This is a genomic window from Arthrobacter sp. B1I2 (assembly GCF_030816485.1).
In the GTDB taxonomy this organism is placed as follows: Bacteria; Actinomycetota; Actinomycetes; order Actinomycetales; family Micrococcaceae; genus Arthrobacter.
Map to the genome: position 1 here is coordinate 2,858,435 of NZ_JAUSYC010000001.1, position 20,856 is coordinate 2,879,290.

Annotated in this window: 20 protein-coding genes and 1 tRNA gene; 11 read left to right on the forward strand and 10 right to left on the reverse strand. The window is 65.2% G+C overall.

Annotated features, from left to right (window positions below; genetic code table 11):
- Window positions 1–108 precede the first annotated feature (108 nt).
- From QFZ57_RS13290 to aceE, 5 genes are all read right to left on the reverse strand, one after another.
- Window positions 109–354: an acyl carrier protein gene (locus QFZ57_RS13290; protein WP_056335424.1), complete on the reverse strand. Its 246-nt coding sequence runs from the start codon at window positions 352–354 to the stop codon at window positions 109–111.
- A 77-nt stretch (window positions 355–431) separates the two neighbouring features.
- Complete coding sequence (locus QFZ57_RS13295) at window positions 432–1,493, reverse strand: beta-ketoacyl-ACP synthase III (RefSeq protein WP_306900572.1); 1,062 nt, start codon at window positions 1,491–1,493, stop codon at window positions 432–434.
- Entirely contained in the window at window positions 1,490–2,419 is a 930-nt protein-coding gene (locus QFZ57_RS13300) for an ACP S-malonyltransferase (RefSeq protein ID WP_306900573.1), read from the reverse strand. Before QFZ57_RS13300 ends, QFZ57_RS13295 begins: the two co-directional genes overlap by 4 nt.
- An 88-nt stretch (window positions 2,420–2,507) precedes the next feature.
- Window positions 2,508–3,752 carry a PucR family transcriptional regulator gene (locus tag QFZ57_RS13305; protein ID WP_306900574.1) on the reverse strand — a complete coding sequence of 415 codons (1,245 nt, stop codon included), beginning with the start codon at window positions 3,750–3,752 and terminating at the stop codon, window positions 2,508–2,510.
- Between the two features lie 242 nt (window positions 3,753–3,994).
- A complete protein-coding gene (gene aceE / locus QFZ57_RS13310) occupies window positions 3,995–6,736 on the reverse strand; it encodes a pyruvate dehydrogenase (acetyl-transferring), homodimeric type (protein WP_306630855.1) in 2,742 nt (913 codons plus the stop codon).
- Window positions 6,737–7,164: 428 nt separating this feature from the next.
- On the opposite strand from aceE, the gene QFZ57_RS13315 reads away from it, so the two are divergent.
- The 7 genes from QFZ57_RS13315 (at window position 7,165) to QFZ57_RS13345 (ending at window position 12,139) form a co-directional block, all read left to right on the forward strand.
- On the forward strand, window positions 7,165–7,584 hold the full coding sequence (locus QFZ57_RS13315; protein WP_306630856.1) for a DUF3052 domain-containing protein: 420 nt from the start codon (window positions 7,165–7,167) through the stop codon (window positions 7,582–7,584).
- Window positions 7,581–8,075: a peroxiredoxin gene (locus QFZ57_RS13320; protein ID WP_306630857.1), complete on the forward strand. Its 495-nt coding sequence runs from the start codon at window positions 7,581–7,583 to the stop codon at window positions 8,073–8,075. The genes QFZ57_RS13315 and QFZ57_RS13320 overlap by 4 nt, the downstream gene beginning before the upstream one ends.
- A 7-nt stretch (window positions 8,076–8,082) precedes the next feature.
- Window positions 8,083–9,003 (forward strand): NAD-dependent protein deacetylase, encoded by a 921-nt coding sequence (locus tag QFZ57_RS13325; RefSeq protein ID WP_306900575.1) that lies wholly within the window; start codon window positions 8,083–8,085, stop codon window positions 9,001–9,003.
- Window positions 9,004–9,101: 98 nt separating this feature from the next.
- Window positions 9,102–9,177: transfer RNA gene (locus tag QFZ57_RS13330), tRNA-Val, on the forward strand.
- Window positions 9,178–9,277: 100 nt separating this feature from the next.
- The gene (locus QFZ57_RS13335) at window positions 9,278–9,568 is read left to right on the forward strand and encodes a hypothetical protein (RefSeq protein ID WP_306900576.1); all 291 of its coding nucleotides are present in this window, start codon (window positions 9,278–9,280) and stop codon (window positions 9,566–9,568) included.
- A 271-nt stretch (window positions 9,569–9,839) separates the two neighbouring features.
- Window positions 9,840–10,637, forward strand: a complete 798-nt coding sequence (locus QFZ57_RS13340; protein WP_306630860.1) for an IclR family transcriptional regulator — start codon at window positions 9,840–9,842, stop codon at window positions 10,635–10,637.
- A 155-nt stretch (window positions 10,638–10,792) separates the two neighbouring features.
- Window positions 10,793–12,139, forward strand: a complete 1,347-nt coding sequence (locus tag QFZ57_RS13345) for an MFS transporter (protein WP_306630861.1) — start codon at window positions 10,793–10,795, stop codon at window positions 12,137–12,139.
- A 154-nt stretch (window positions 12,140–12,293) separates the two neighbouring features.
- Here the strand turns inward: QFZ57_RS13345 and QFZ57_RS13350 are convergent, their stop codons facing one another.
- Window positions 12,294–13,358, reverse strand: a complete 1,065-nt coding sequence (locus tag QFZ57_RS13350; protein ID WP_306900577.1) for a D-2-hydroxyacid dehydrogenase — start codon at window positions 13,356–13,358, stop codon at window positions 12,294–12,296.
- A 61-nt stretch (window positions 13,359–13,419) separates the two neighbouring features.
- On the opposite strand from QFZ57_RS13350, the gene QFZ57_RS13355 reads away from it, so the two are divergent.
- Genes QFZ57_RS13355 through QFZ57_RS13365 form a run of 3 tightly spaced genes read left to right on the forward strand, consistent with a single transcriptional unit; the run spans window position 13,420 to window position 16,183 of the window.
- Window positions 13,420–14,346 carry an NAD(P)-dependent oxidoreductase gene (locus QFZ57_RS13355; RefSeq protein ID WP_306900578.1) on the forward strand — a complete coding sequence of 309 codons (927 nt, stop codon included), beginning with the start codon at window positions 13,420–13,422 and terminating at the stop codon, window positions 14,344–14,346.
- Window positions 14,343–15,113, forward strand: a complete 771-nt coding sequence (locus QFZ57_RS13360; protein ID WP_306900579.1) for an SDR family oxidoreductase — start codon at window positions 14,343–14,345, stop codon at window positions 15,111–15,113. Before QFZ57_RS13355 ends, QFZ57_RS13360 begins: the two co-directional genes overlap by 4 nt.
- Window positions 15,113–16,183: an L-idonate 5-dehydrogenase gene (locus tag QFZ57_RS13365; protein ID WP_306900580.1), complete on the forward strand. Its 1,071-nt coding sequence runs from the start codon at window positions 15,113–15,115 to the stop codon at window positions 16,181–16,183. The genes QFZ57_RS13360 and QFZ57_RS13365 overlap by 1 nt, the downstream gene beginning before the upstream one ends.
- Here QFZ57_RS13365 and QFZ57_RS13370 read toward each other — a convergent pair whose 3' ends face one another.
- The gene (locus QFZ57_RS13370) at window positions 16,184–16,909 is read right to left on the reverse strand and encodes a FadR/GntR family transcriptional regulator (RefSeq protein ID WP_306630866.1); all 726 of its coding nucleotides are present in this window, start codon (window positions 16,907–16,909) and stop codon (window positions 16,184–16,186) included.
- Between the two features lie 234 nt (window positions 16,910–17,143).
- Here QFZ57_RS13370 and gndA point away from each other — a divergent pair, with 234 nt between their 5' ends.
- On the forward strand, window positions 17,144–18,580 hold the full coding sequence (gene gndA / locus QFZ57_RS13375) for an NADP-dependent phosphogluconate dehydrogenase (RefSeq protein ID WP_306630867.1): 1,437 nt from the start codon (window positions 17,144–17,146) through the stop codon (window positions 18,578–18,580).
- Between the two features lie 83 nt (window positions 18,581–18,663).
- On the opposite strand, the gene epsC is transcribed toward gndA, so the two are convergent.
- The 3 genes from epsC to msrA form a co-directional block, all read right to left on the reverse strand.
- A complete protein-coding gene (gene epsC / locus QFZ57_RS13380) occupies window positions 18,664–19,248 on the reverse strand; it encodes a serine O-acetyltransferase EpsC (protein ID WP_306630868.1) in 585 nt (194 codons plus the stop codon).
- 39 nt (window positions 19,249–19,287) lie between these two features.
- The gene (gene cysK, locus QFZ57_RS13385) at window positions 19,288–20,223 is read right to left on the reverse strand and encodes a cysteine synthase A (protein WP_306630869.1); all 936 of its coding nucleotides are present in this window, start codon (window positions 20,221–20,223) and stop codon (window positions 19,288–19,290) included.
- A gap of 65 nt (window positions 20,224–20,288) precedes the next feature.
- Window positions 20,289–20,813: a peptide-methionine (S)-S-oxide reductase MsrA gene (msrA, locus tag QFZ57_RS13390; RefSeq protein ID WP_306900581.1), complete on the reverse strand. Its 525-nt coding sequence runs from the start codon at window positions 20,811–20,813 to the stop codon at window positions 20,289–20,291.
- Between the last annotated feature and the right edge of the window lie 43 nt (window positions 20,814–20,856).

Below are 20,856 nucleotides of genomic sequence, written 5' to 3' on the forward strand. Positions count from 1 at the left end.
GCCCCGTCCCTTGTCAGGGCAATGGGCCGGATAAATGCGGCGGGCTGCCGGTCCGGTCAGTCCGGACCGGCAGCCCTGCCATGCCGTGAGACGGCGAAAAGCCTGTGACTAGGCCTGTGCTCCGGAGATGAAGCTGACAGCGTCGCCCACGGTCTTGAGGTTCTTGACCTCTTCGTCCGGGATGCGCACGCCGAACTTTTCCTCGGCGTTGACCACGATGGTCATCATGGAAATGGAGTCGATGTCCAGGTCCTCGGTGAAGGACTTGTCCAGCTCGACTGCCTCCGGGGCCAGGCCGGTTTCCTCGTTGACGATTTCAGCCAAGCCGGCCAGGATCTCTTCGTTGCTAGCCATTGGTGGCTCCTTTTCTTGTATTGCCGGCAGGGGCTGCCGGAAACGGTCCGGACCGCGGTTGCGGCCCTTGGGCGTATCTAGGGAAGGACAACTACCTGCGCGCCGAAGACCAGGCCCGCGCCGAAACCGATCTGAAGGGCCAGCCCGCCGCTCAGACCGGGGTTCTCCTGCAGGAGCCGGTGCGTCGCCAGCGGGATGGAGGCAGCGGACGTGTTGCCGGCTTCGGCAATGTCCCGTGCCACTGTAACCGTCTCGGGCAGCTTCAGCTTCTTCACCATCTCGTCGATGATGCGCATGTTGGCCTGGTGCGGGATGAAGGCAACCAGGTCTTCAGCCTCGATGCCGGCGGCATCGAGCGCCTGCTGCGCCACCTTGGCCATTTCCCAGACAGCCCAGCGGAAGACGGTCTGGCCGTCCTGGCGCAGGGTGGGGTACAGCTCCTGGGCTTCTTCGAGCAGGGCCAGATCGCCGGTGGAGTCGGACTGGCGGGCGGCGAGGCCGAGGTCGCGGACGTCCAGCATTGAGCGGGTCATGCCGATGGCGTCCCACTTGCTGCCGTCCGAGCCCCATACGGAGGGGGCGATTCCGGGAGTTTCGGAGGGGCCGATCACAACGGCGCCCGCACCGTCCCCAAGAAGGAAGGAGATGGTGCGTTCCCTGTTGTCAATAACGTCCGAGAGCTTCTCGGCACCAACCACCAGCACGTACTTGGCCGCGCCGGAGCGGACCAGCGCATCACCCTGGGCGATGCCGTAGCAGTAGCCGGCGCAGGCAGCCGAGATGTCAAAGGCGGGCGCCGGGGTAGCACCGAGACGGTTGGCAAGGCTGGCCGCGGCGGAGGGCGTGGCGTAGGGGTGGGTCACGGTGGAAACAATGACGGCGCCGAGCTCCGAGGCCTCAATGCCGGCCTTCTCCATGGCTTCGCGGGCAGCGCCTTCGGCCATATCGATCACGCTGACGTCCGCTGGCGCACGATGGCGGGTGACAATGCCGGTGCGCTGTCGGATCCACTCGTCCGATGAATCGATCCACTGGCAGACGTCCTCGTTGGTGACGATGACATCCGGCCGGTAGGCCCCGAGGCCGAGGATGCGGGTGTGTTCGTGGATCGGAGCCTGTTTCAGCGTGGGAACGCTCATGCGTTGCCCTCCAGTTCTGCAAAGAGCGCCAGGGCGGCGGAGAGGTCCTCGGGGGTCTTGACCGCGACGGTCTTGACGCCGGGCATGCCGCGCTTGGCCAGTCCGGCCAGTGTGCCGGCAGGTGCGAGTTCAATCACGCCGGTAACACCGCGGTTGACCATGGTTTCCATGCAGAGGTCCCACCGTACCGGGCGCGAGACCTGGGCGATCAGGCTTTCGACGGCGGCACCTCCGTCGGTGACCTCGGCGCCGTCGTAATTCGACAGCAGGGGCACCTTCGGCGCCACCGGGTTCAGCTGCGGCTCCAGTTTCCTGAGGGCGCTGACTGCGGGCGACATGTGGCTGGTGTGGAAAGCGCCGGCCACCTTGAGCGGGATGACGCGGGCCTTGGCGGGCGGGTTGTCGGCCAGGGCCTTCAGCTGTTCGAAGGTTCCGGCGGCGACTGTCTGGCCAGCCCCATTGACATTGGCAGGGGCCGCACCGGCCGCCTCAATGGCAGCCAGCACCTCGGCCGGGTCACCGCCGACTACGGCGCTCATGCCCGTGGGGGTGACGGCTGCCGCGGCGGCCATGCTGTTGGCACGCTCGCGGACGAAGGTCATGGCTTCCTGCTCCGTCAGCACGCCGGCAAGGGCGGCTGCAGTGATCTCACCGACGGAGTGGCCCGCCAGGATCACCGGGAGGGAGCTGAGTTCGACGTCGAAGAGGGAGGCGGCGGTGACCAGCCCCGCGGCAACGATCAGGGGCTGCGCCACCGCAGTATCCTTGATGGTTTCCTCGTCGGAGGTGGTCCCGTGGGCCACCAGGTCGATGCCTGCGATGTCGCTCAGGGAGGCCAGCTGGCCTGCCACCGAAGGAAGTTCCAGCCAAGGGGCCAGAAAACCCGGGGTCTGTGAGCCCTGTCCAGGGCAGACTATTGCAAGCACGTAACCAGCTTTCCAAATTACTGTGTGATCCAGCGGTGTTTCTCCACACCAAGCTCACGGGGTCAGATTGTAGGAAGTCTACAATGCCTCACGCCTGGTTCCGGGACACCTGCCGCTCCGTGGCGGCCTTAGGCGGGGCGGAAAGACGGCCCACCACCAGCGCGGCCTGCAGCACGAACGCCTCCCGCGGCAGCAGCGGGTCCCAACCGGTGACGTCGCAGACGCGCTTCAATCGGTACCTGACGGTGTTGGCGTGGACGAAGAGTTCCCGGGCCGTGGCCTCGAGTGAATGACCCAGCTCCAAGTAGGTTCCCAGCGTTTCCACCAGACCGTTGGAGGCCGCCAGGAGCGGCCGGTAGATGTTCTTCACGAGCGAGCGGCGTGCGGCGTCGTCACCGGAAATAACCCGTTCCGGCAGCAGGTCGTCAGCGGCTACCGGGCGTGGGGCGGAGGGCCAGGCGCGGGCGGCCGTCAGCCCGGCAAAGGCCGACTGGGCGGAACCGCTGGCCTCCAGCAGCGAACTGGCCTCGGGGCCGTAAACAACCGGCCCGGGGGCGAACATGTCGCTTAACTTCACGTAGGCGGTTTCGCGGTCCTGCACCCCGCCAAGGATGAGGATCAGCCGGTCGCCCTGAATTCCTACCAGCGCGTCCTCGGCGTAACGGCCAGCCATGCGCCGCAGCTCGCTGACATAGCTGGCGCTGGGCTCCGACGGTGAATTTCCCACCATCACCGTGAACCGCTCCTGCGCCTTCCAGCCAAGCGCTGCGATGCGTGAGCGCAGGGCGTCCGTGTTTTCGCCGCGCAGGATCGCGTCGACAATCAGGGCTTCCAGCCGGGTGTCCCAGGAGCCGCGGGATTCAGCAGCGCGGGCATAGACATCTGCGGCTGCAAAGGCCACTTCCCGCGAGTACCGCAGGACTGCCTCGCGCAGGGAGGGCTGGTCGGCTTCGGGTGCGATGACCGGAACCTGGTCCTCCACCACCTCCACCACGATCCTGATCAGCTGCAACGCCTTCTGCAGGCTGATTGAGCGGGTCAGCTCCGTGGGGGCTGTCCCGAAAACGTCCGTAAGGATCCACGACGGCGAACTGGGCCGCTCATACCAGGTGACGAAAGCCGCGATGCCGTTCTGCGCCACCATGCCGAGCGCCGAGCGCTCGTCCGCACTGAGCCGGCTGTACCAGGGCAGCGCCTGCTCGAGCCTGCGCAGGGTGGTGGTGGAGAGCTGGCCTACGCTGGCGCGGAGCTGCTTGAGGGTTTCGGACTTCTCCGGCGTGGCCTTCGGCGGCGCTGGTTTCCGCTTCGGTGACGGACTGGCTGGTGCTGGCATTCTTTGAGCATACGGCCAGCGTCGCGCAAGCTCCATTTGTGCGAAGGCTACAATCCGCCTTGTCACGGATCACAGCGGGACCCGCCTCCCTGGGCCCGCCCATCCAGGAAAGGACGACGGCGGCCCCCACCTTGTGGTGGGGACCGCCGTCGTTCGTTTGTCGTTCGTCGTTTTTGGGCAGATATGCGGGGTTCCGGGCCTCGGAAGTCCTTGTACCTGCCCAAAAACTCCTCGGGTGGAGGCTAGGCTTCGCCTCCGGCGTTGCCTGTGGTGCCGGCATTGACGTTGAGCAGCTTGTACTTCTCGATCGCCTTGACCGGGGCGTCAACATCCACCTCGCCGCGGCGCGCCAGCATTTCGAGGGCACGGACCACGATGGAGTGGGTGTCGTTTTTGAAGAAGCGGCGGGCTGCTGCGCGGGTGTCGGAGAAGCCGAAGCCGTCGGCGCCGAGGGTGGCGAATTCGTTGGGGACGAATTGGCGGATCTGGTCCGGGACGGCTTTCATGTAGTCACTGACGGCGACGATGGGGCCGGTGGCGCCTTCGAGTTGCTGGGTGACGAACGGGGTGCGGGCGGGTTGGCCGGGGTTGAGGAAGGCTTCCTCTTCGGCGGCGAGTCCGTCGCGGCGCAGTTCGTTCCAGGAGGTGACGGACCAGACGTCGGCGGAGACGTTCCAGTCGTCGGCCAGGACGCGTTGGGCTTCGATGGCCCAGGGCACGGAGACGCCGGAGGCGAGGATCTGGGTGCGGGGACCGTCGATCTTTGCCGGGGCGAGCAGGTAGATGCCCTTGATGACGCCTTCGATGTCGAGGTTTTCGGGTTCGGCGGGCTGGATGATGGGTTCGTTGTACACGGTGAGGTAGTACATGACGTTCTTGTCTGTCGAGTCCGGCCCGTACATGCGTTCGAGGCCGGAACGGATGATGTGTCCGATTTCGTAGCCGTAGGCGGGGTCGTAGGTGAGGACTGCGGGGTTGGTGGAGGCGAGCAGGGGGGAGTGGCCGTCGGCGTGCTGGAGGCCTTCGCCGGTGAGGGTGGTCCGGCCTGCGGTGGCGCCGATGATGAAGCCGCGGGTCATTTGGTCCGCGGCGGCCCAGAAGGCGTCGCCGGTGCGTTGGAAGCCGAACATGGAGTAGAACACGTAGACCGGGACCAGGGGCACGCCGTGGGTGGCGTAGGAGGTTCCGGCGGCGGTGAAGGCTGCCACGGCGCCGGCTTCGTTGATGCCGGGGTGGATCAGTTGGCCCTGTGCGGATTCCTTGTAGGCCAGGACGAGGTCGCGGTCCACGGAGAGGTAGTTCTGGCCCTTGGGGTTGTAGATCTTCGCGGTGGGGAAGAACGCGTCCATCCCGAAGGTCCGGGCTTCGTCGGGGATGATCGGGGCGATGTGCTTGCCGAAGTTCTTATCCCGCATCAGGTCCTTGAGGAGCCGGACGAATGCCATGGTGGTCGCGGCCTGCTGTTTGCCGGAGCCGCGCTTGGCGACCTCGTAGGACTTGTCTTCGGGCAGCACGATCTGGTCGTGGGTGTTCCGGCGTTCGGGGACGGAGCCGCCCAGGGCGGCGCGGCGTTCCATCATGTACTTGATTTCGGGGGCGCCGGTGCCGGGGTGGTAGTACGGGGGCCGGTACGCGTCCTTCTCGAGCTCTTCGTCGGTGACGGGGATCCGGAGGTGGTCGCGGAACTTCTTCAGGTCATCGAGGGTGAGTTTCTTCATCTGGTGGGTCGCGTTGCGGCCCTCGAAGTGCGGGCCCAGGCCGTAGCCCTTGACGGTGTGGGCGAGGATGACGGTGGGTTTGCCCTTGAATTCGGTGGCTGCCTTGTACGCGGCGTAGACCTTGCGGTAGTCGTGGCCGCCGCGTTTGAGGTTCCAGATCTGGTCATCGGTCAGGTCCGCGACGAGGTCCTTGGTCTGCGGGGTTTTGCCGAAGAAGTGTTCGCGGACGAACCCGCCGGATTCGGCCTTGTAGGTCTGGTAGTCCCCGTCCACGGTCTCGTTCATGATCTTCACCAGGGACCCGTCGGTGTCGCGGGTGAGCAGGTCATCCCATTCCCGGCCCCAGACGACCTTGATCACGTTCCAGCCCGCGCCGCGGAAGAACGCCTCGAGTTCCTGCATGATCTTGCCGTTGCCGCGCACCGGCCCGTCCAGGCGCTGGAGGTTGCAGTTGATCACGAAATTCAGGTTGTCCAGGTTCTCGTTCGCCGCCAGCTGCAGCAGGCCACGGGACTCGGGTTCGTCCATCTCACCATCGCCCAGGAACGCCCAGACCTGCTGGTCCGAGGTGTCCTTCAGGCCCCGGTTGTGCAGGTACCGGTTGTTCTGCGCCTGGTAGATCGCGTTCATCGGCCCGATGCCCATCGACACCGTGGGGAATTCCCAGAAGTCCGGCATCAGGCGCGGGTGCGGGTAGGAGGACAGGGCGTGCCCTTCCCGGGACTTTTCCTGCCGGAACCCGTCCAGGTCCTCCTCGGAGAGCCGGCCTTCCATGAACGCCCTCGCGTACATGCCGGGGGAGGCGTGGCCCTGGAAGAAGACCTGGTCCCCGCCGCCGGGGGCGTCCTTGCCGCGGAAGAAGTGGTTGAACCCGACCTCATACAGGGTCGCCGCACCCGCGTAGGTCGAGATGTGCCCGCCGACGCCGATATCGGGCCGCTGCGCCCGGTGGACCATGACCGCGGCGTTCCACCGCATGTACGCCCGGTACCGGCGCTCAAACTCCTCGTTGCCCGGGAACTCCGCTTCCTGGTCCACCGGGATCGTGTTCACGTAATCGGTGGTGGTCACCATCGGCACCCCGACGCTCTGCGCGCCCGCGCGCTGCAGCAGGCTCCGCATGATGTATTGGGCACGCTCGGTGCCCTGTTCCCTGATCAACGCATCCAGGGACTCAACCCACTCGGCAGTCTCTTCCGGATCACGATCAGGCAGCTGGTTAGTCAACCCGCTGAGGATATGGGAGGTCTCTTCTCCTGCAGCCACGTCCAACCTCTCTTTGCGCGCATGAATCGGCGCACTCAGGCCAGGCAGGGTGACTGCCCGGCGTATATACGCCGTGTGCGACGTATCGGTTACAACAGCCCGGTCATGTGTGCCGGGCAGCTTCCTAGCGCTCCTATGGTCTGCAGGGAGTCGCAAGGTTGTCGTCCCGCAGCCATAGTTGTCATCAGCCACTCTAGCCCTGACCAGAACACGATGCGTAGCTGCAGCCCGGGTCCTGCAGTTGTATTTCGTTCGTCATACTGGTTGTGTGACGAAAAGCCGCTGCCATCGTGCGGCTGCAGCTGGATGTGACGCAGAATATGCGCCGTTCCAGGGGCGGCAGCTTGAAGCGCAGGCACAAAGGGTGTTGGCTTGGGAGTAATGGAAATCACTATGCGCACCGCATATATGAGGCATTGGAGGAACACGTGAGCGAGGCCGACGCCGCCACTTCGGTAAATGTGGCGGAAAAATTGGGTTTCAAAAACGGGGATCTGATTCAGGAGTTCGGTTACGACGACGATGTCGATTTCGACTTGCGTGACGATATTGAGGACTTCACCGGTTCGGAGCTGCTGGACGAGGACGATCACGAGGTGGCGGACGCCGTCGTCCTGTGGTGGCGCGCCGGCGACGGAGACCTGGTGGACAGCCTGATGGATTCCCTCACCACCCTGAGCGAAAACGGCGTTGTCTGGGTTCTCACCCCCAAGTCGGGCAGGGGCGGCTACGTTTCGCCCGCGGACATCCAGGAAGCGGCACCCACCGCCGGCCTGCACGTGACAACCTCAGCGGGAGTCTCGAAGGACTGGAGTGCAACCCGTCTGGTCAGCAGGAAGAACAAGTGACGGCAGCGGTTGAGGCCGCTTCCGCAGCTGTTCCAGTGCCCGGCGCAACAGCGCCTGACTTTGAGCTTGCCAACCAATACGGCGAGCCGGTGCGGCTGTCGTCCTTCCGCGGGCAGAATGTAGCGCTGGTTTTCTACCCGTTTGCGTTCTCCGGGATCTGTACCGGCGAGCTGTGTGAGATCAGGGACAATCTGGCCACGTTCGAGGATTCGAACGCGGTGGTCCTTGCGGTTTCCGTGGACAGCAAGTTCAGTCTCCGTGCCTATGCGGAGCGGGACGGCTACACTTTCGACCTGCTTGCCGACTTCTGGCCGCACGGCGCGGTAGCCAGTGCCTATGGGGTGTTCGACGCCGTCAGTGGCATGGCAAAGCGGGCCACTTTCATCATTGACGCCGATGGCAGGATCAGTTACCGCGTGGTGAATCCCCGCGGCCAGGCGCGGGACTTTGCCGAATACCGCGCAGCCCTGGCGGATCTGAAGCAGGCCTGAGCGACCCATGGCGGAGCAGCGGCGCGGGACAGGGCTTACCGGCTTTGCCAGCATGCCGCCAGTGGCCCCTGCCCCGCCTTCAGGCGAGGATCTTGAGACCCTGGCCCGGATCCGGGACCTGCTTGCCGGCGCCCGCTTCGCACTGCTGACGGGCGCCGGCCTCAGCACCGACTCCGGCATTCCGGACTACCGTGGCCCGGACTCGCCGCCGAGGACGCCCATGACCTACCAGGAGTTTGTCCGGGACGCAGCCAACCGGAGGCGTTACTGGGCCAGGAACCATATCGGGTGGTCGCATATGCGGCACGCGGACCCGAACCAGGGCCATTATTCCGCCGCTGAGCTTGAACGGCTCGGTTACCTCACCGGCCTGGTCACGCAGAACGTGGACCGCCTGCACCAGGATGCGGGCAGTTCAAACGTCGTCGATCTCCATGGCCGGTATGACCAGGTGATCTGCCTGGACTGCGGGCGAACCTACACCCGGCGTCTCCTGGCTGGCGTTTTCGAGGAGCTCAACCCCGGATTCCTGGAACGGGCCGCGGCCTCGGGGCTGGTGGAAATGGCACCCGACGCTGACGCCACCGTGGAGGACCAGACGCTTATCAGCAGCTTCGTGGTACCGGTCTGTCCTGCCTGCGGCGGGACCCTGAAGCCGGACTTCGTCTACTTCGGGGAAAATGTTCCCAAGGACCGGGTGGAACGCTCCTACGCCATGGTGGACCAGGCAGCCGCCCTGGTGGTCGCGGGGTCATCGCTGACGGTCATGAGCGGCCTGCGGTTTGTGCGCCACGCTGCCAAAGAGTCCAAGCCGGTGGTCATCATCAACAGGGGCGCCACCCGCGGTGATGACAGGGCAACCATCAAGCTCGAAGCCGGGGTGAGCCAGGCGTTGGGTTACCTGGCAGCTGAACTTCCACCGCTCTAGGAAAGACCGTTTCTTCCATGGATTCGCGTTTCCGGTCCGCAGTCGGGTAGAGTTTATGTTCGTTGGTTGCGGCGCTACAGCCTGAAACCGCGTCGTTTGGGTCTTTAGCTCAGCTGGTAGAGCGCCACGTTTACACCGTGGATGTCATCGGTTCGATCCCGGTAGGACCCACCAGGATAGACCCCGTTGCCCCGCCTTGCCGGTGGACGCAGCGGGGTTTTTTGTTGCCTGCCCTCGTGCCGTAATTGTCCGACCCCTGCCATACCTTGCAGGAATGGAACACGTCATAGTGCACACAGACAGCAACGGAATGCCGACGGCGGTGCTGGGCCGGGGCAGGGAATGGACAGTGGGTGCCGAACCGGTCAGATGGTTCGAGCGCATCAACTGGTGGGAATCCAGCCGCCGGATGCCGAAGGGCGGGAGCGGTGTGGATGTCGAAGTCCTGCAGCTGCAGGTGAGGCTGGGAAACAACAGCAGGTCAGCCCTGACCACCCTGTACCTCCAGCGCGACGGCGTCGGCGGCGGCTGGCGCCTTCGGGAGTCAGAAGCGGGCGCAGCCTGAAGGACTGGCCCGGGCAGTTTCCGGGGGCTCCGGTTGGCGGCAGTCTGTTTTCAGGCATTGGAAAACCCTCCACCGCGACTATTGGGGGATGCCGCGGTGGAGGGCCTGGGATGAATATACCGTGAACTGCCGGAAACAAAAAGTCATGCGGCGCGTATGGTTTCCCCGCGCCTGGGCAGGGCCGCCGCTGGTCATCAGCGAGCCATTATGATGGTTGGTGTTCAGCTGAATGGACAGCAGGACAAGCGCCCGCGCCTACCGAAGGAGAATCATGGCCGATTCCCGTACTCCGCGTTCTTCCGACGGGCAGGGAAGCGCTTCGCCGGCGCCGGCTGTCACCCGCGCTGCGGCCGTCCTGGAGGCTCTCGCTGCGTCAGCCGGTGGAAGGCTCACCCTCAGTGACCTTGCCCGTGAGCTGGGAATCCCAAAATCCTCCACCTCCAATCTGCTGCTGGCTTTGGAGGAGGCCCGCCTCATCAACAGGCAGGGCTCCGAATTCACCCTGGGCCGCAAGCTGGTTGAGCTTGGCGCGGCCTACTTGAGCCGCATGGACGAGGTCCAGGAGTTCTACCGGTACTGCGAGCAGGCGCCCACGCTCTCGGGTGAGACCGTCCGAATTGCCATGCTGGACGGAACCAACGTCATCTATTTGGCCCGTTATGAGGGGCATCCCGCCGTCCGGCTGACATCAAACATAGGCGACAAAATGCCCGTCTCACTTTGTGCGGTGGGCAAGGCCTTGGTCGCCAGGCTTCACGAGCACGACATTGACGATATGTTCCCCGACGACGCCCAGCTGCCCGTCCTCACCCCCAAGTCACTGCGGACCGGCCGGGAGCTCAAAGCCCAGCTACGGACAATCCGCGAGCAGGGCTATGCCTTCGAGGACGAGGAATCCACCACCGGCGTGGTTTGCCTGGCGGTGGCTGTCCCTACCCGCGGCTCCCATGGCCCCAGCCTGGGGCTGTCCGTAACTGCGCTCAAGGCCACCTATACGGCGGAGCAGGGGGCGCAGATGGTCAAGGAGTTACAGGAACTCGCGCAATCCCTCGGTAATCCCATGGGCTAGGAGGGGCGCCGCCCAAGGCGGACTGGGCATTTTGCACTCAAGCCCTTCCCTCTTGTCCAACTTGCTGTACTCTGTTCAACATAGTGATCGGCACGATGGTGCTGTCGCTGACCCGCCAGGCCAACGGGGGCCTGGCGCGTGATGAGGGAGTTCTTGTGACAACTCGTACTAATGCACCGCAGGCCGCGGACGGCACCGTCGTCGACGCGGACCAGCTGCGAAGGGCAACTCTGGCAAGTTCCGTAGGTTCCGCACTGGAGTACTACGACTTCTATATATACGGCCTCGCGTCCGCACTCATCTTCGGGCCGCTCTTCTTCGCACCGCTCGGCGAAAGCGGTGCTGTCATTGCATCTTTTGCCACTTACGGCGTGGGGTTTGCTGCCCGGCCCTTCGGCGGCGTCGTTTTTGGCTACATCGGTGACAGGTTCGGCCGCAAGATGGTCCTGATCCTCACCATCGGCCTGATGGGCATGGCCAGTTTCGCCATAGGGCTCCTGCCCACCTTCGAACAGGCCGGGATGCTCGGCGCAGTCCTCCTTGTAACCCTCCGCATCATCCAGGGCCTCGGGGCCGGAGCCGAACAGGCAGGTGCCACAACGCTCATTTCGGAGGTGGCGCCGCGCCGCCGTCGTGGTTTCTTTGCCGCCCTGCCTTTCGTAGGGATCCAGCTGGGCACCCTGCTTGGTGCGGGAACCTTCGCGCTCATGGCGCTGGCGGACAAATCCGTCCTGCAGGCCTGGCTGTGGCGCGTGCCGTTCCTGGCAAGCTTCATCCTGATCGCCATTGCGGTCTTCATCCGCCTTCGCCTCAAGGAAACGCCCGTCTTCCAGGAACTGGAGAAGCATAAGGCGGTGGTAAAGAATCCTGTCGGCCAGATCTGGAAGCATTCGAAGAAGAATGTCCTGGTGGGCATCGGCCTGCGCATGGGTGAAAACGGAAACTCCTCCATCTACTCGGCCCTGCTGGTTTCGTTCATCAGCATGCCCGCCGGAGTTTTCGCCGGTGACAAGTTCATCGGACCCACCGGGCTGCTGATCGCAGCCGGCTTTGCCGCTGTCATGGTGGTCACCTTCGGCGCTCTTTCCGACCGCTACGGCCGTGTCCCTGTGTACCGGTACGGGGCCCTGTTCCAGGCGGTGATCGCCCTTCCGGCGTTCTATCTGGTGACGCTGGGCAACGTTACGCTCGTCTGGGTTGTCATGGTGCTTGGCATCGCCCTGGGCGTGCAGGCCATGCTTGGGCCGCAATGTGCCCTCCTGCCGGAGCTGTTCGGTTCCCAGCACCGCTTCACGGGAGTCGCCCTGAGCCGTGAAATCTCCGCAGTTCTCGCCGGCGGGTTTGCGCCCATGATCGGCGTCGCGCTCCTGGCCGCCACCAACCATTCCTGGCTGGTTCCCGCGCTCTACTCGCTGGTTCTGGCGCTGATCTCGTTCATCACCACCTTCTTCACCCCGGAAACGGGCGGACGGGACCTGGTCCTCGTCGAGGACGCCAGCTAGTGCGGGACTAACGCCCGGCCGGGGCAACCCGGCCGGGCGTTTGGCGTGCTGCGACGCAAAAGTACGGCCGCTGCAGGCCCCCGGTGGAGGGATGCAGCGGCCGTACGTGGTGCAAGCCGGCCCGGACGGGCGGTGGTCAGCAGAAATGCGGTGGTCAGTAGAAGTGGACCGTGTCCACGAGGTGTGGCAGTTCGCCGCCGTCGAGGAACGTGCGCAGGTTGGTGCAGAAGCGTTCAGCGATCAGCCTGTTCTCCGCGGCGCTCAGGGCGGAGGTGTGCGGCGATACCAGGACCTTGGGGTGGCCCCACAGCGGGCTTTCGAGGGGGAGCGGCTCCACCGCGAACACGTCCAGGCAGGCGTAGGAGACGTGGCCGTTGTCCAGGGCTTCCAGCAGTGCCTCCTCATCCACGACCGTTCCCCGGCCGACATTGACGAAGACGGTGCCAGGCTTCATGGCGGCGAAGGCGTCGCGGTTGAAGAGCTTTTCCGTGTAGGGCGTTCCGGGAAGCGTGTTGACCACGGCGTCGGCGGTCGCCAGGAGGCCGGCGAGTCCGTCATTGCCGGTGACCTGGTCGATGCCTTCCAAGGGCTCCAGGGTCCTCTTGGTGCCGCTGACAGTCATGCCAAGGGCCCGCGCCAGCCGGGCCGTCTCGAGCCCGATCTCGCCGAGCCCTGCAATAACAAGCCGGGACCCGCTGACCAGCCGGGTGGGGGTCCGGAGTGCCGGCCAGTTCCTGGCCTGCTGGTCGCGCACCAGATCGGCGGTGCGCTTGAAGCCGTTCAGGATGCCCATGGCCGCGAACTCCGCCAGGGGCAGGGCATGCACGCCTGCGGATGTTGTGACTTTGAATTTCTGCAGGGTCTTCTGGTCCAGGCCGGAGGCCTTGACGGCGCCGCCGGCTCCGGCTGCCATGGCATGCACCCACTGCAGGTGTTCGTTTTCGTTGGCGATCCGGGCCAGGCCCGACGGGCTCTCGTTGGGGAAGCCGTAGAGGACCTGGGCGCGCTTCAGCATCGACCAATAGCGCTCTTCCTGTTCCGGGGTACGCCGGAACCGTGGATCTCCGGCGTGGTCCGCCGGAAACCGCTCGGGAGGCAACAGGTCGGGCTCGTACAGGACGGTAACGGATGGGTCCACGGCCCGGATGCGGTCCACCAGCTCAGCTTCGAGCGGCACGGCAATGGCCACGGTAGTTGCAGAAGTCATAGTGTTCATCATACTGAATTATGGCTAGGATATTGAACGATTGTTTTCGAGCACGACGACGTGAGGCTGATCCATGGAGGACAAGCGCGCAGGCTTTGTTGGCTTGGGGCTGATGGGCGGGCTGATGGCTGCGAACGCCATTGGCAGGGGTTGGCAGGTTACGGGCTGGAACCGGTCGCCGGAGGCGGTGTCACGGCTGCAGGATTTGGGCGGCACGGCTGCCCGGCAGGTTACGGATCTGGGCCACCTTCCCGTCATTGTCTTCATGCTGCCGGACCTGCCCCACATCGAGGATGCTGCTGCCGGGCTGCTTGAGGGCTGGAAGCAGAAGCCGCCCGCGCCGAACACGGTCCTGCTGGTCATGAGCAGCGTCTCGCCCACGGCCGTGCAGGCCTTCGGGCGCCGCATCGCCGGGCTCACCCACGGCAACGCCCAGGTTGTGGATGCCCCGGTCAGCGGCGGAACCAGGGGCGCAGCGGACGGTACCCTCGCCATCATGGCCGGAGGGGACGTCGAAGCCTTCCAAAAGGTCGAGCCGCTGCTGCAGTGCATGGGCACCACAGTGCGTCATCTCGGCCCCCTCGGCGCAGGGTCACTGGCCAAGGCATGCAACCAGTTGGTGGTGGGAACCACGACGGCGGCGCTCGCCGAAGCTGCCGAACTCGCCGAACGTTCCGGGCTGGACCCGGCGGGGCTCTTTGACGTTCTGTCCGGCGGCCTGGCCGCAAGCAGGGTCCTGGACATCGTGGGACCGCGCCTGGTCAGCAAGGACTACACCCCGACCGGCCCCGCAAAATTCATGCACAAGGACCTGTCCTTTGTGCTGGACGCCGCCCGGGCGGCGGGTACCGCGACCCCCATGGCGACGGCCGCCGTCGACCTCTACGCGGAACTTAAGCGCCAGGGCCTCGGTAACCAGGACCTCGCCGTCGTGCGCCGGACGATCTCGAACCTCAGCCAGGGAGCCGCAGCAGCGGCGGAAGGAACAGTTGCGCCATGAGTTCTTTGTTTGATTTGACGGGCCGCGTGGCCCTGGTCACGGGTTCCAGCCGGGGGATTGGTTCGGCCCTTGCGCGGGCGCTGGCGGATGCCGGTGCCACGGTGGTGCTGAATGGGGTGGATCCGGAGCGGTTGAAGGCGGCCGAGGCTGCGCTCGCGGCGGGTTTTCCGCCGGGCCGGGTGCACAGTGTCGCGTTTGATGTCACGGATGGTGACGCGGCGGCCCGGAGTGTCCAGTGGATTGAGGAGCATGTGGGTCCGTTGGAGATCCTGGTGAACAATGCCGGGATCCAGCACCGGGTGCCGATGCTGGAGTTGGATGTGGCGGACTGGGAGCGGGTGCTCGCCACGGATCTGACGAGTGCTTTCCTGGTGGGCCGGGAAGCCGCCCGGCACATGATTGGCCGGGGGCGGGGCAAGATCATCAACATCTGCTCGGTCCAGGCGGACCTGGCCCGGCCCACGATTGCACCGTATGTCGCGGCGAAGGGCGGGCTGCGGAACCTGACCCGGGCGATGACGGCGGAATGGGCCGGTTCCGGGCTGCAGATCAATGCGGTTGCGCCGGGCTATATCCATACGGAGATGACGCAGAACCTGGTGGATGATGAGGAGTTCAATTCCTGGATCCTGGGCAGGACGCCCGCGCACCGGTGGGGCACGGTGCAGGACCTGGCGGGGCCGGTGGTGTGGCTGGCCTCGGACGGGTCGGACTTCGTGAACGGACAGACCATCTTCATTGATGGCGGAATGACGGTGGTGGTCTGATGGCAGCAACATCCCTTGGCGTGGCGGAACTCCCGGCGTCCGGCCCGGCGCTGGTGGCGCATGCCGCAGGGGACCTTCGTGTTGATGAGGTGCCGTTGGCCCGGCCGGCACCGGATGAAGCGGTGGTCGAGGTGATGTACGGGGGGATCTGCGGGTCGGACCTGCATTACTGGCTGCACGGAGCGGCGGGGGAGTCCATCCTGAAGGCGCCGCTGGTCCTGGGCCATGAGATCTCCGGGGTAGTGGTGCGTGCCGCCGCCGACGGGTCCGGACCGCAGGCCGGGACCGCCGTCGCGGTCCACCCGGCAACCCCGGGTCCGGGTGCGGCGAGGTATCCGGCGGACCGGCCCAACCTGTCCCCGGGGTGCACGTACCTGGGCAGCGCGGCCCGTTATCCGCACACGGACGGTGCGTTCAGCCGCTACGTGAACCTGCCCACACGGATGCTGCGGGCCCTGCCCGAGGGGATGGACCTGCGCACCGCTGCCCTGATCGAGCCCGCCTCGGTGGCCTGGCACGCTGTATCCCGGGCCGGCGATGTCCGTGGGAAGACCGCCCTGGTGATCGGCTCCGGGCCCATCGGCGCCCTGGCCGTCGCGGTCCTTAAACGCGCGGGCGCCGCCCGGATCACCGCCGTCGACCTGCACCCCAAACCGCTGGACATCGCCACGGCCGTCGGCGCGGACGAGGTAATCAATGCCGCCGACGCCGCAGCGATCGCCGCCGTGGAGGCCGACGTCGTGATCGAATCCTCCGGCAACCACCACGGCCTCGCATCCGCCATCCAGGGCGCGGCCCGCGGCGGGACCGTGGTGATGGTCGGGCTGCTGCCCGCCGGCCTGCAGCCGGTGCCCATTTCGCTGGCCATCACGCGCGAACTCGACCTCAAAGGCTCCTTCCGCTTCAACGACGAAATCGATGAAGTGATCAGCGCCCTCGCGGACGGCTCCCTGCACATCGACCCCGTCATCACCCACGAATACCCGCTCGCAGAAGCCCTGCACGCCTTCGAAGTGGCCAAAGACTCCACCACCTCAGGCAAGGTCCTCCTCAGCTTCGGCGGCAGCTAGTTACTGCCGGACGGGGATGAACACCCGTGGCTGCTCCGTCCAGGTATCGGCCATCTGCGACATGGTGCGCCGCATGATACGGTCCGAGGCCTCACGTGCAGAGGCGGCATCACCCCTGGCAATTGCTTCCGCTACATCCTCATGCCACTGGAGGGCCGCCTGATGGGGATGGTCAGGCATCAGGCCGTGGACGGTGCGGCCGGTCAGGGTTTCGGCCACCTGGCCCATGAGGTTGGCGAACATCTCGTTGCCGGAACCGGAGAGCAGCAGCGAATGGAACCGGATATCCAGTTCCAGGAAGCGGGCAACTTCGCCGTTGTTCCCGGCTTCGCGCATGGCACGGGCAACGTCAACGAGTTCCATCCGCAGCGGGGCCGGCGCGTTCTGTGCTGCCAGCTCGGCAGCCGCGGGCTCCACCGCGGCGCGCAGTTCGGCAAGTGAGCGCAGCTGGGCGCCACGGGCGTCGCTTGCCAGCCGCCACCGGATCACCTGTGGATCAAAAGGATTCCAGCGGCTTGCCGGCAACACCCGGATGCCCACCCGCTTGGTGGTTTCCACCAGCCCCAGGGACTGCAGGACCCGCACCGCTTCCCGGATTACCGAACGGGAAACCTTCAGTTCATCCTCCAGTTGCTCCGCGAGCATGACGTGTCCCGCAGGGAGATCCCCGGCGATGATCCGCGTGCCCAGGTTGTCGATGGCACGGTGGTGGAGGCTGCTGGTCATGCTGCTAAGCCTAGTTGTTGGCAGACGCCCGGTTGTGCCCGTTCCCGCTGCGGCCGGGAATGGCGGACGCCGGCGGCCCTAAACTGGCACCGACACAATCGGTTCCATTACGCCGCCGTTACTTTCGCGTCACAGCAAGAATATATATGCTTTATTCCGACCCCCTGATATGCCCCGGCGTCTTCCCGTCCGCGGAAGCCGGCATCCGTGGCTAACAATGAATTGGAGTTATTGATGTCTGCACACATCGGTGTCACCGGCCTCGCCGTCATGGGCGCCAACCTCGCCCGGAACCTCGCCCGCAACGGTTTCACGGTTGCCCTGCACAACAGGTCGGTGGAGAAGACGGATGCGCTGCTGGAGAAGCACGGTTCGGACGGAGACTTCATCCGGACCGAAACCCTGCAGGAGCTGGTGGACTCCCTGGAGAAGCCGCGCCGGGTGCTCATCATGGTCAAGGCCGGCAAGCCCGTGGACTCGGTCATCGAGCAGCTTGAGCCGCTGCTGGAGCCGGGCGACATCATCATCGACGCCGGCAACTCCCACTATGAGGACACCCGCCGCCGGGAAGCGGCCCTGGCCAAGAAGGACCTGCACTTCGTGGGCGTCGGCGTGTCCGGCGGCGAGGAGGGTGCGCTGAACGGCCCTTCCATCATGCCGGGCGGTTCCAAGGAGTCCTACAAGGCCCTCGGCCCGCTGCTGGAAAAAATCTCCGCAAAGGTCGACGGCGAGCCCTGCTGCGCCTGGATCGGCACCGACGGTGCCGGGCACTTCGTCAAGATGGTCCATAACGGCATCGAATACGCCGACATGCAGGTCATTGGCGAGGCCTTCGACCTGCTCCGCTCCGGTGCCGGCATTGAGCCCGCCGAGCAGGCCAAGATCTTCTCCGAGTGGAACCAGGGCGAGCTGTCATCCTTCCTGATCGAGATTTCCGCCGAGGTCCTGGGCCACGTGGACGCCAAGACCGGCAAGCCGTTCGTTGACGTCGTCGTCGACGCCGCAGGCCAGAAGGGCACGGGCCGCTGGACTGTCATCTCCGCCCTGGAACTGGGTTCACCGGTATCCGGCATCGCCGAATCCGTCTTCGCCCGGGCGCTCTCTTCCCAGGCCGCACAGCGCAAGCTGGGCCAGGAGCTGCTGGCCGGCAACGAGGCCGCCGTCGAGATCCCGGAGACGTTCGTTGAAGACGTCCGCCAGGCGCTCTACGCCTCCAAGCTGGTCTCCTATGCCCAGGGCCTGGACATGCTGACCTCCGCAGCCAAGGAATACGGCTGGGAGCTGAAGCTGGACGAAATCGCCTCGCTGTGGCGCGCCGGCTGCATCATCCGCGCCGAGCTCCTCAAGGACATCACCAAGGCCTACGCCGCGGACCAGAAGCCGGCCAACCTGCTGTTCGCTCCGGCGTTCACTAAAGCCATTGCCGATGCCCTGCCTGCCTGGCGCCGCGTTGTCGCCACCGCCGTCCAGCTCGGCATCCCGGTGCCGGTCTTCTCCTCATCGCTGGCCTACTACGACGGCCTGCGCCGCAAGCGCGTGGCCGCCGCGCTGATCCAGGGCCAGCGTGACCTCTTCGGCGCGCACACCTACGGCCGCATCGACACCGAGGGCACCTTCCACACCCTGTGGGGCGAGGACAAGTCCGAGGTTGAAGCGGTGGACACGCACTAGCACTAGCCGCCGCACGACAAAGGCGGGCAGTTTCCCCGGTCACCCGGGGGAGCTGCCCGCCTTCGTTATGCTGCGTTAAATTGTCAGATCCGGTATTCGATGTCGTATTCGGCCGGATCCACGGCGGGCTTGGTTTCCCGCTGCGCATCCCGGTGCCTCCACCTGGCGGGAACGCCGGTGACGATCGATTCCGGCGGTGCATCCTTAACCACTACGGCGTTGGCCCCCACGGCACTGTCACGGCCGATCGTGATGGGTCCCAGGATCTTGGCGCCGGCGCCGATCGTGACGCGGTCGCCGATGGTGGGGTGCCGCTTGATCCGGGCCAGTGAGCGCCCGCCGAGCGTGACGCCGTGGTAGATCATCACGTCCTCGCCGATCTCGGCGGTCTCCCCGATCACCACCCCCATGCCGTGGTCGATGAAGAAGCGCCGGCCGATGGTGGCGCCGGGATGGATCTCGATGCCGGTCCAGGACCGGCCCAGCTGGGAAAGCAACCGCGCCGGGAAACGGAGCGCCGGGTTCTGCCACATGCGGTGCGTCAGCCGGTGGATCCAGATGGCGTGCAGGCCGGAATAGGCGAAAAAGTTCTCAAAAGAACCTCGAGCCGCCGGGTCGTGGGACCGGGCGGCGTCGAGGTCTTCCTTCAGTCTTGCGAAAAAGCCCACAAAGTTCTTTCTACAGGAAACGGTCGGACGGCGGACTGATCAGCCGCGGATGTCGTCATAGAGCACGGTGGAGATGTAACGCTCACCGAAGTCGCACACGACTGCCACGATCAGCTTGCCGGCGTTTTCCGGGCGCTTGGCCAGTTCCAGGGCGCCCCAGACAATGGCGCCGGAGGAGATGCCGCCGAGGATGCCTTCCTTGGTGCCGAGCTCGCGGGCTACCCGGACCGAGTCCTCGAGGGTGGCGTCGAGAACTTCGTCATAGATGTTGGTGTCCAGCAGTTCCGGGATGAAGTTGGCGCCCAGGCCCTGGATCTTGTGCGGGCCGGGGGCGCCGCCGTTCAGGATGGGGGAATCCTTGGGCTCCACGGCCACGATCTGCACGCCGGGCTTGCGTTCCTTCAGGACCTGTCCGACGCCCGTGATGGTCCCGCCGGTGCCGATGCCTGCAACGAAGATGTCCACGGCGCCGTCGGTGTCCTCCCAGACTTCCTCGGCGGTGGTCTTGCGGTGGATCTCCGGGTTGGCTTCGTTGGCGAACTGCTGGGCCCAGATGGAGTTCTCGGTGTTGGCCACGATTTCCTGGGCCTTTTCCACGGCGCCGCGCATGCCCTCGGAACCGGGCGTCAGAACGATCTCGGCACCAAAGGCGCGCAGCATGACCCGGCGTTCGGTGGACATGGTCTCCGGCATGGTGAGGATGACCTTGTATCCGCGGGCGGCACCCACCATGGCCAGCGCGATGCCCGTGTTGCCGGAGGTGCCCTCGACGATGGTGCCGCCGGGCTTCAGGGCGCCCGACTTTTCCGCGGCGTCGATGATGGCAACACCGATGCGGTCCTTGACGCTGTTGGCCGGGTTGTAGAACTCCAGCTTCACGGCAACGGTGGCGTCCAGCCCCTCGCTGAGCCGGTTCAGCCGGACCAGCGGGGTCCCGCCCACCAGTTGCGTCACATCGTCATAGATCCGTGCCATGTACATACGCCTATCTCTAAGGGGTGGATACTGAGGTCAGCCTAACGAGGCCGTGTAACGACAGGCTAAGCGTTAAGCCATGCAGAGTAATATTTCCGGGCCTTGGCCAGCTTGGGGTTGATGATCACCTGGCAGTACCCCTGCTCCGGGTATTTGGCGTAGTAATCCTGGTGGAAGTCCTCCGCCACATGGAACCGCGGCAGGCGGCTGACCTCGGTGACGATGGGATGCGGCCAGAGTGCCTGGTTGCGTTCGATGGCTTCCTCGAACAGGATTTTTTCCTCCGTGGTCTCGTAGAACATCGAGGAACGGTACTGGGTGCCCACGTCGTATCCCTGCCGGTTCAGTGTGGTGGGGTCATGCAGGGCGAAGAACATGTCCAGGATGACCTCAGCCGGGATAATGTCCTCATCGAAGGTCACCGCCACAACCTCCGCGTGGCCGGTGGTTCCACTGCAGACCGAGTAGTAGTCCGGATGGGGATCGTGCCCGCCGGTGTAGCCGGACACCACCGAGGTGACGCCCCTGGTCTTCTGGTAGACGGCGTCAAGGCACCAGAAGCAGCCTCCGCCAAGAACAAAAGTTTTCATGACCTCTTCAATGCTTGAGGGCGTCGGATGATTCCCCGGCAGC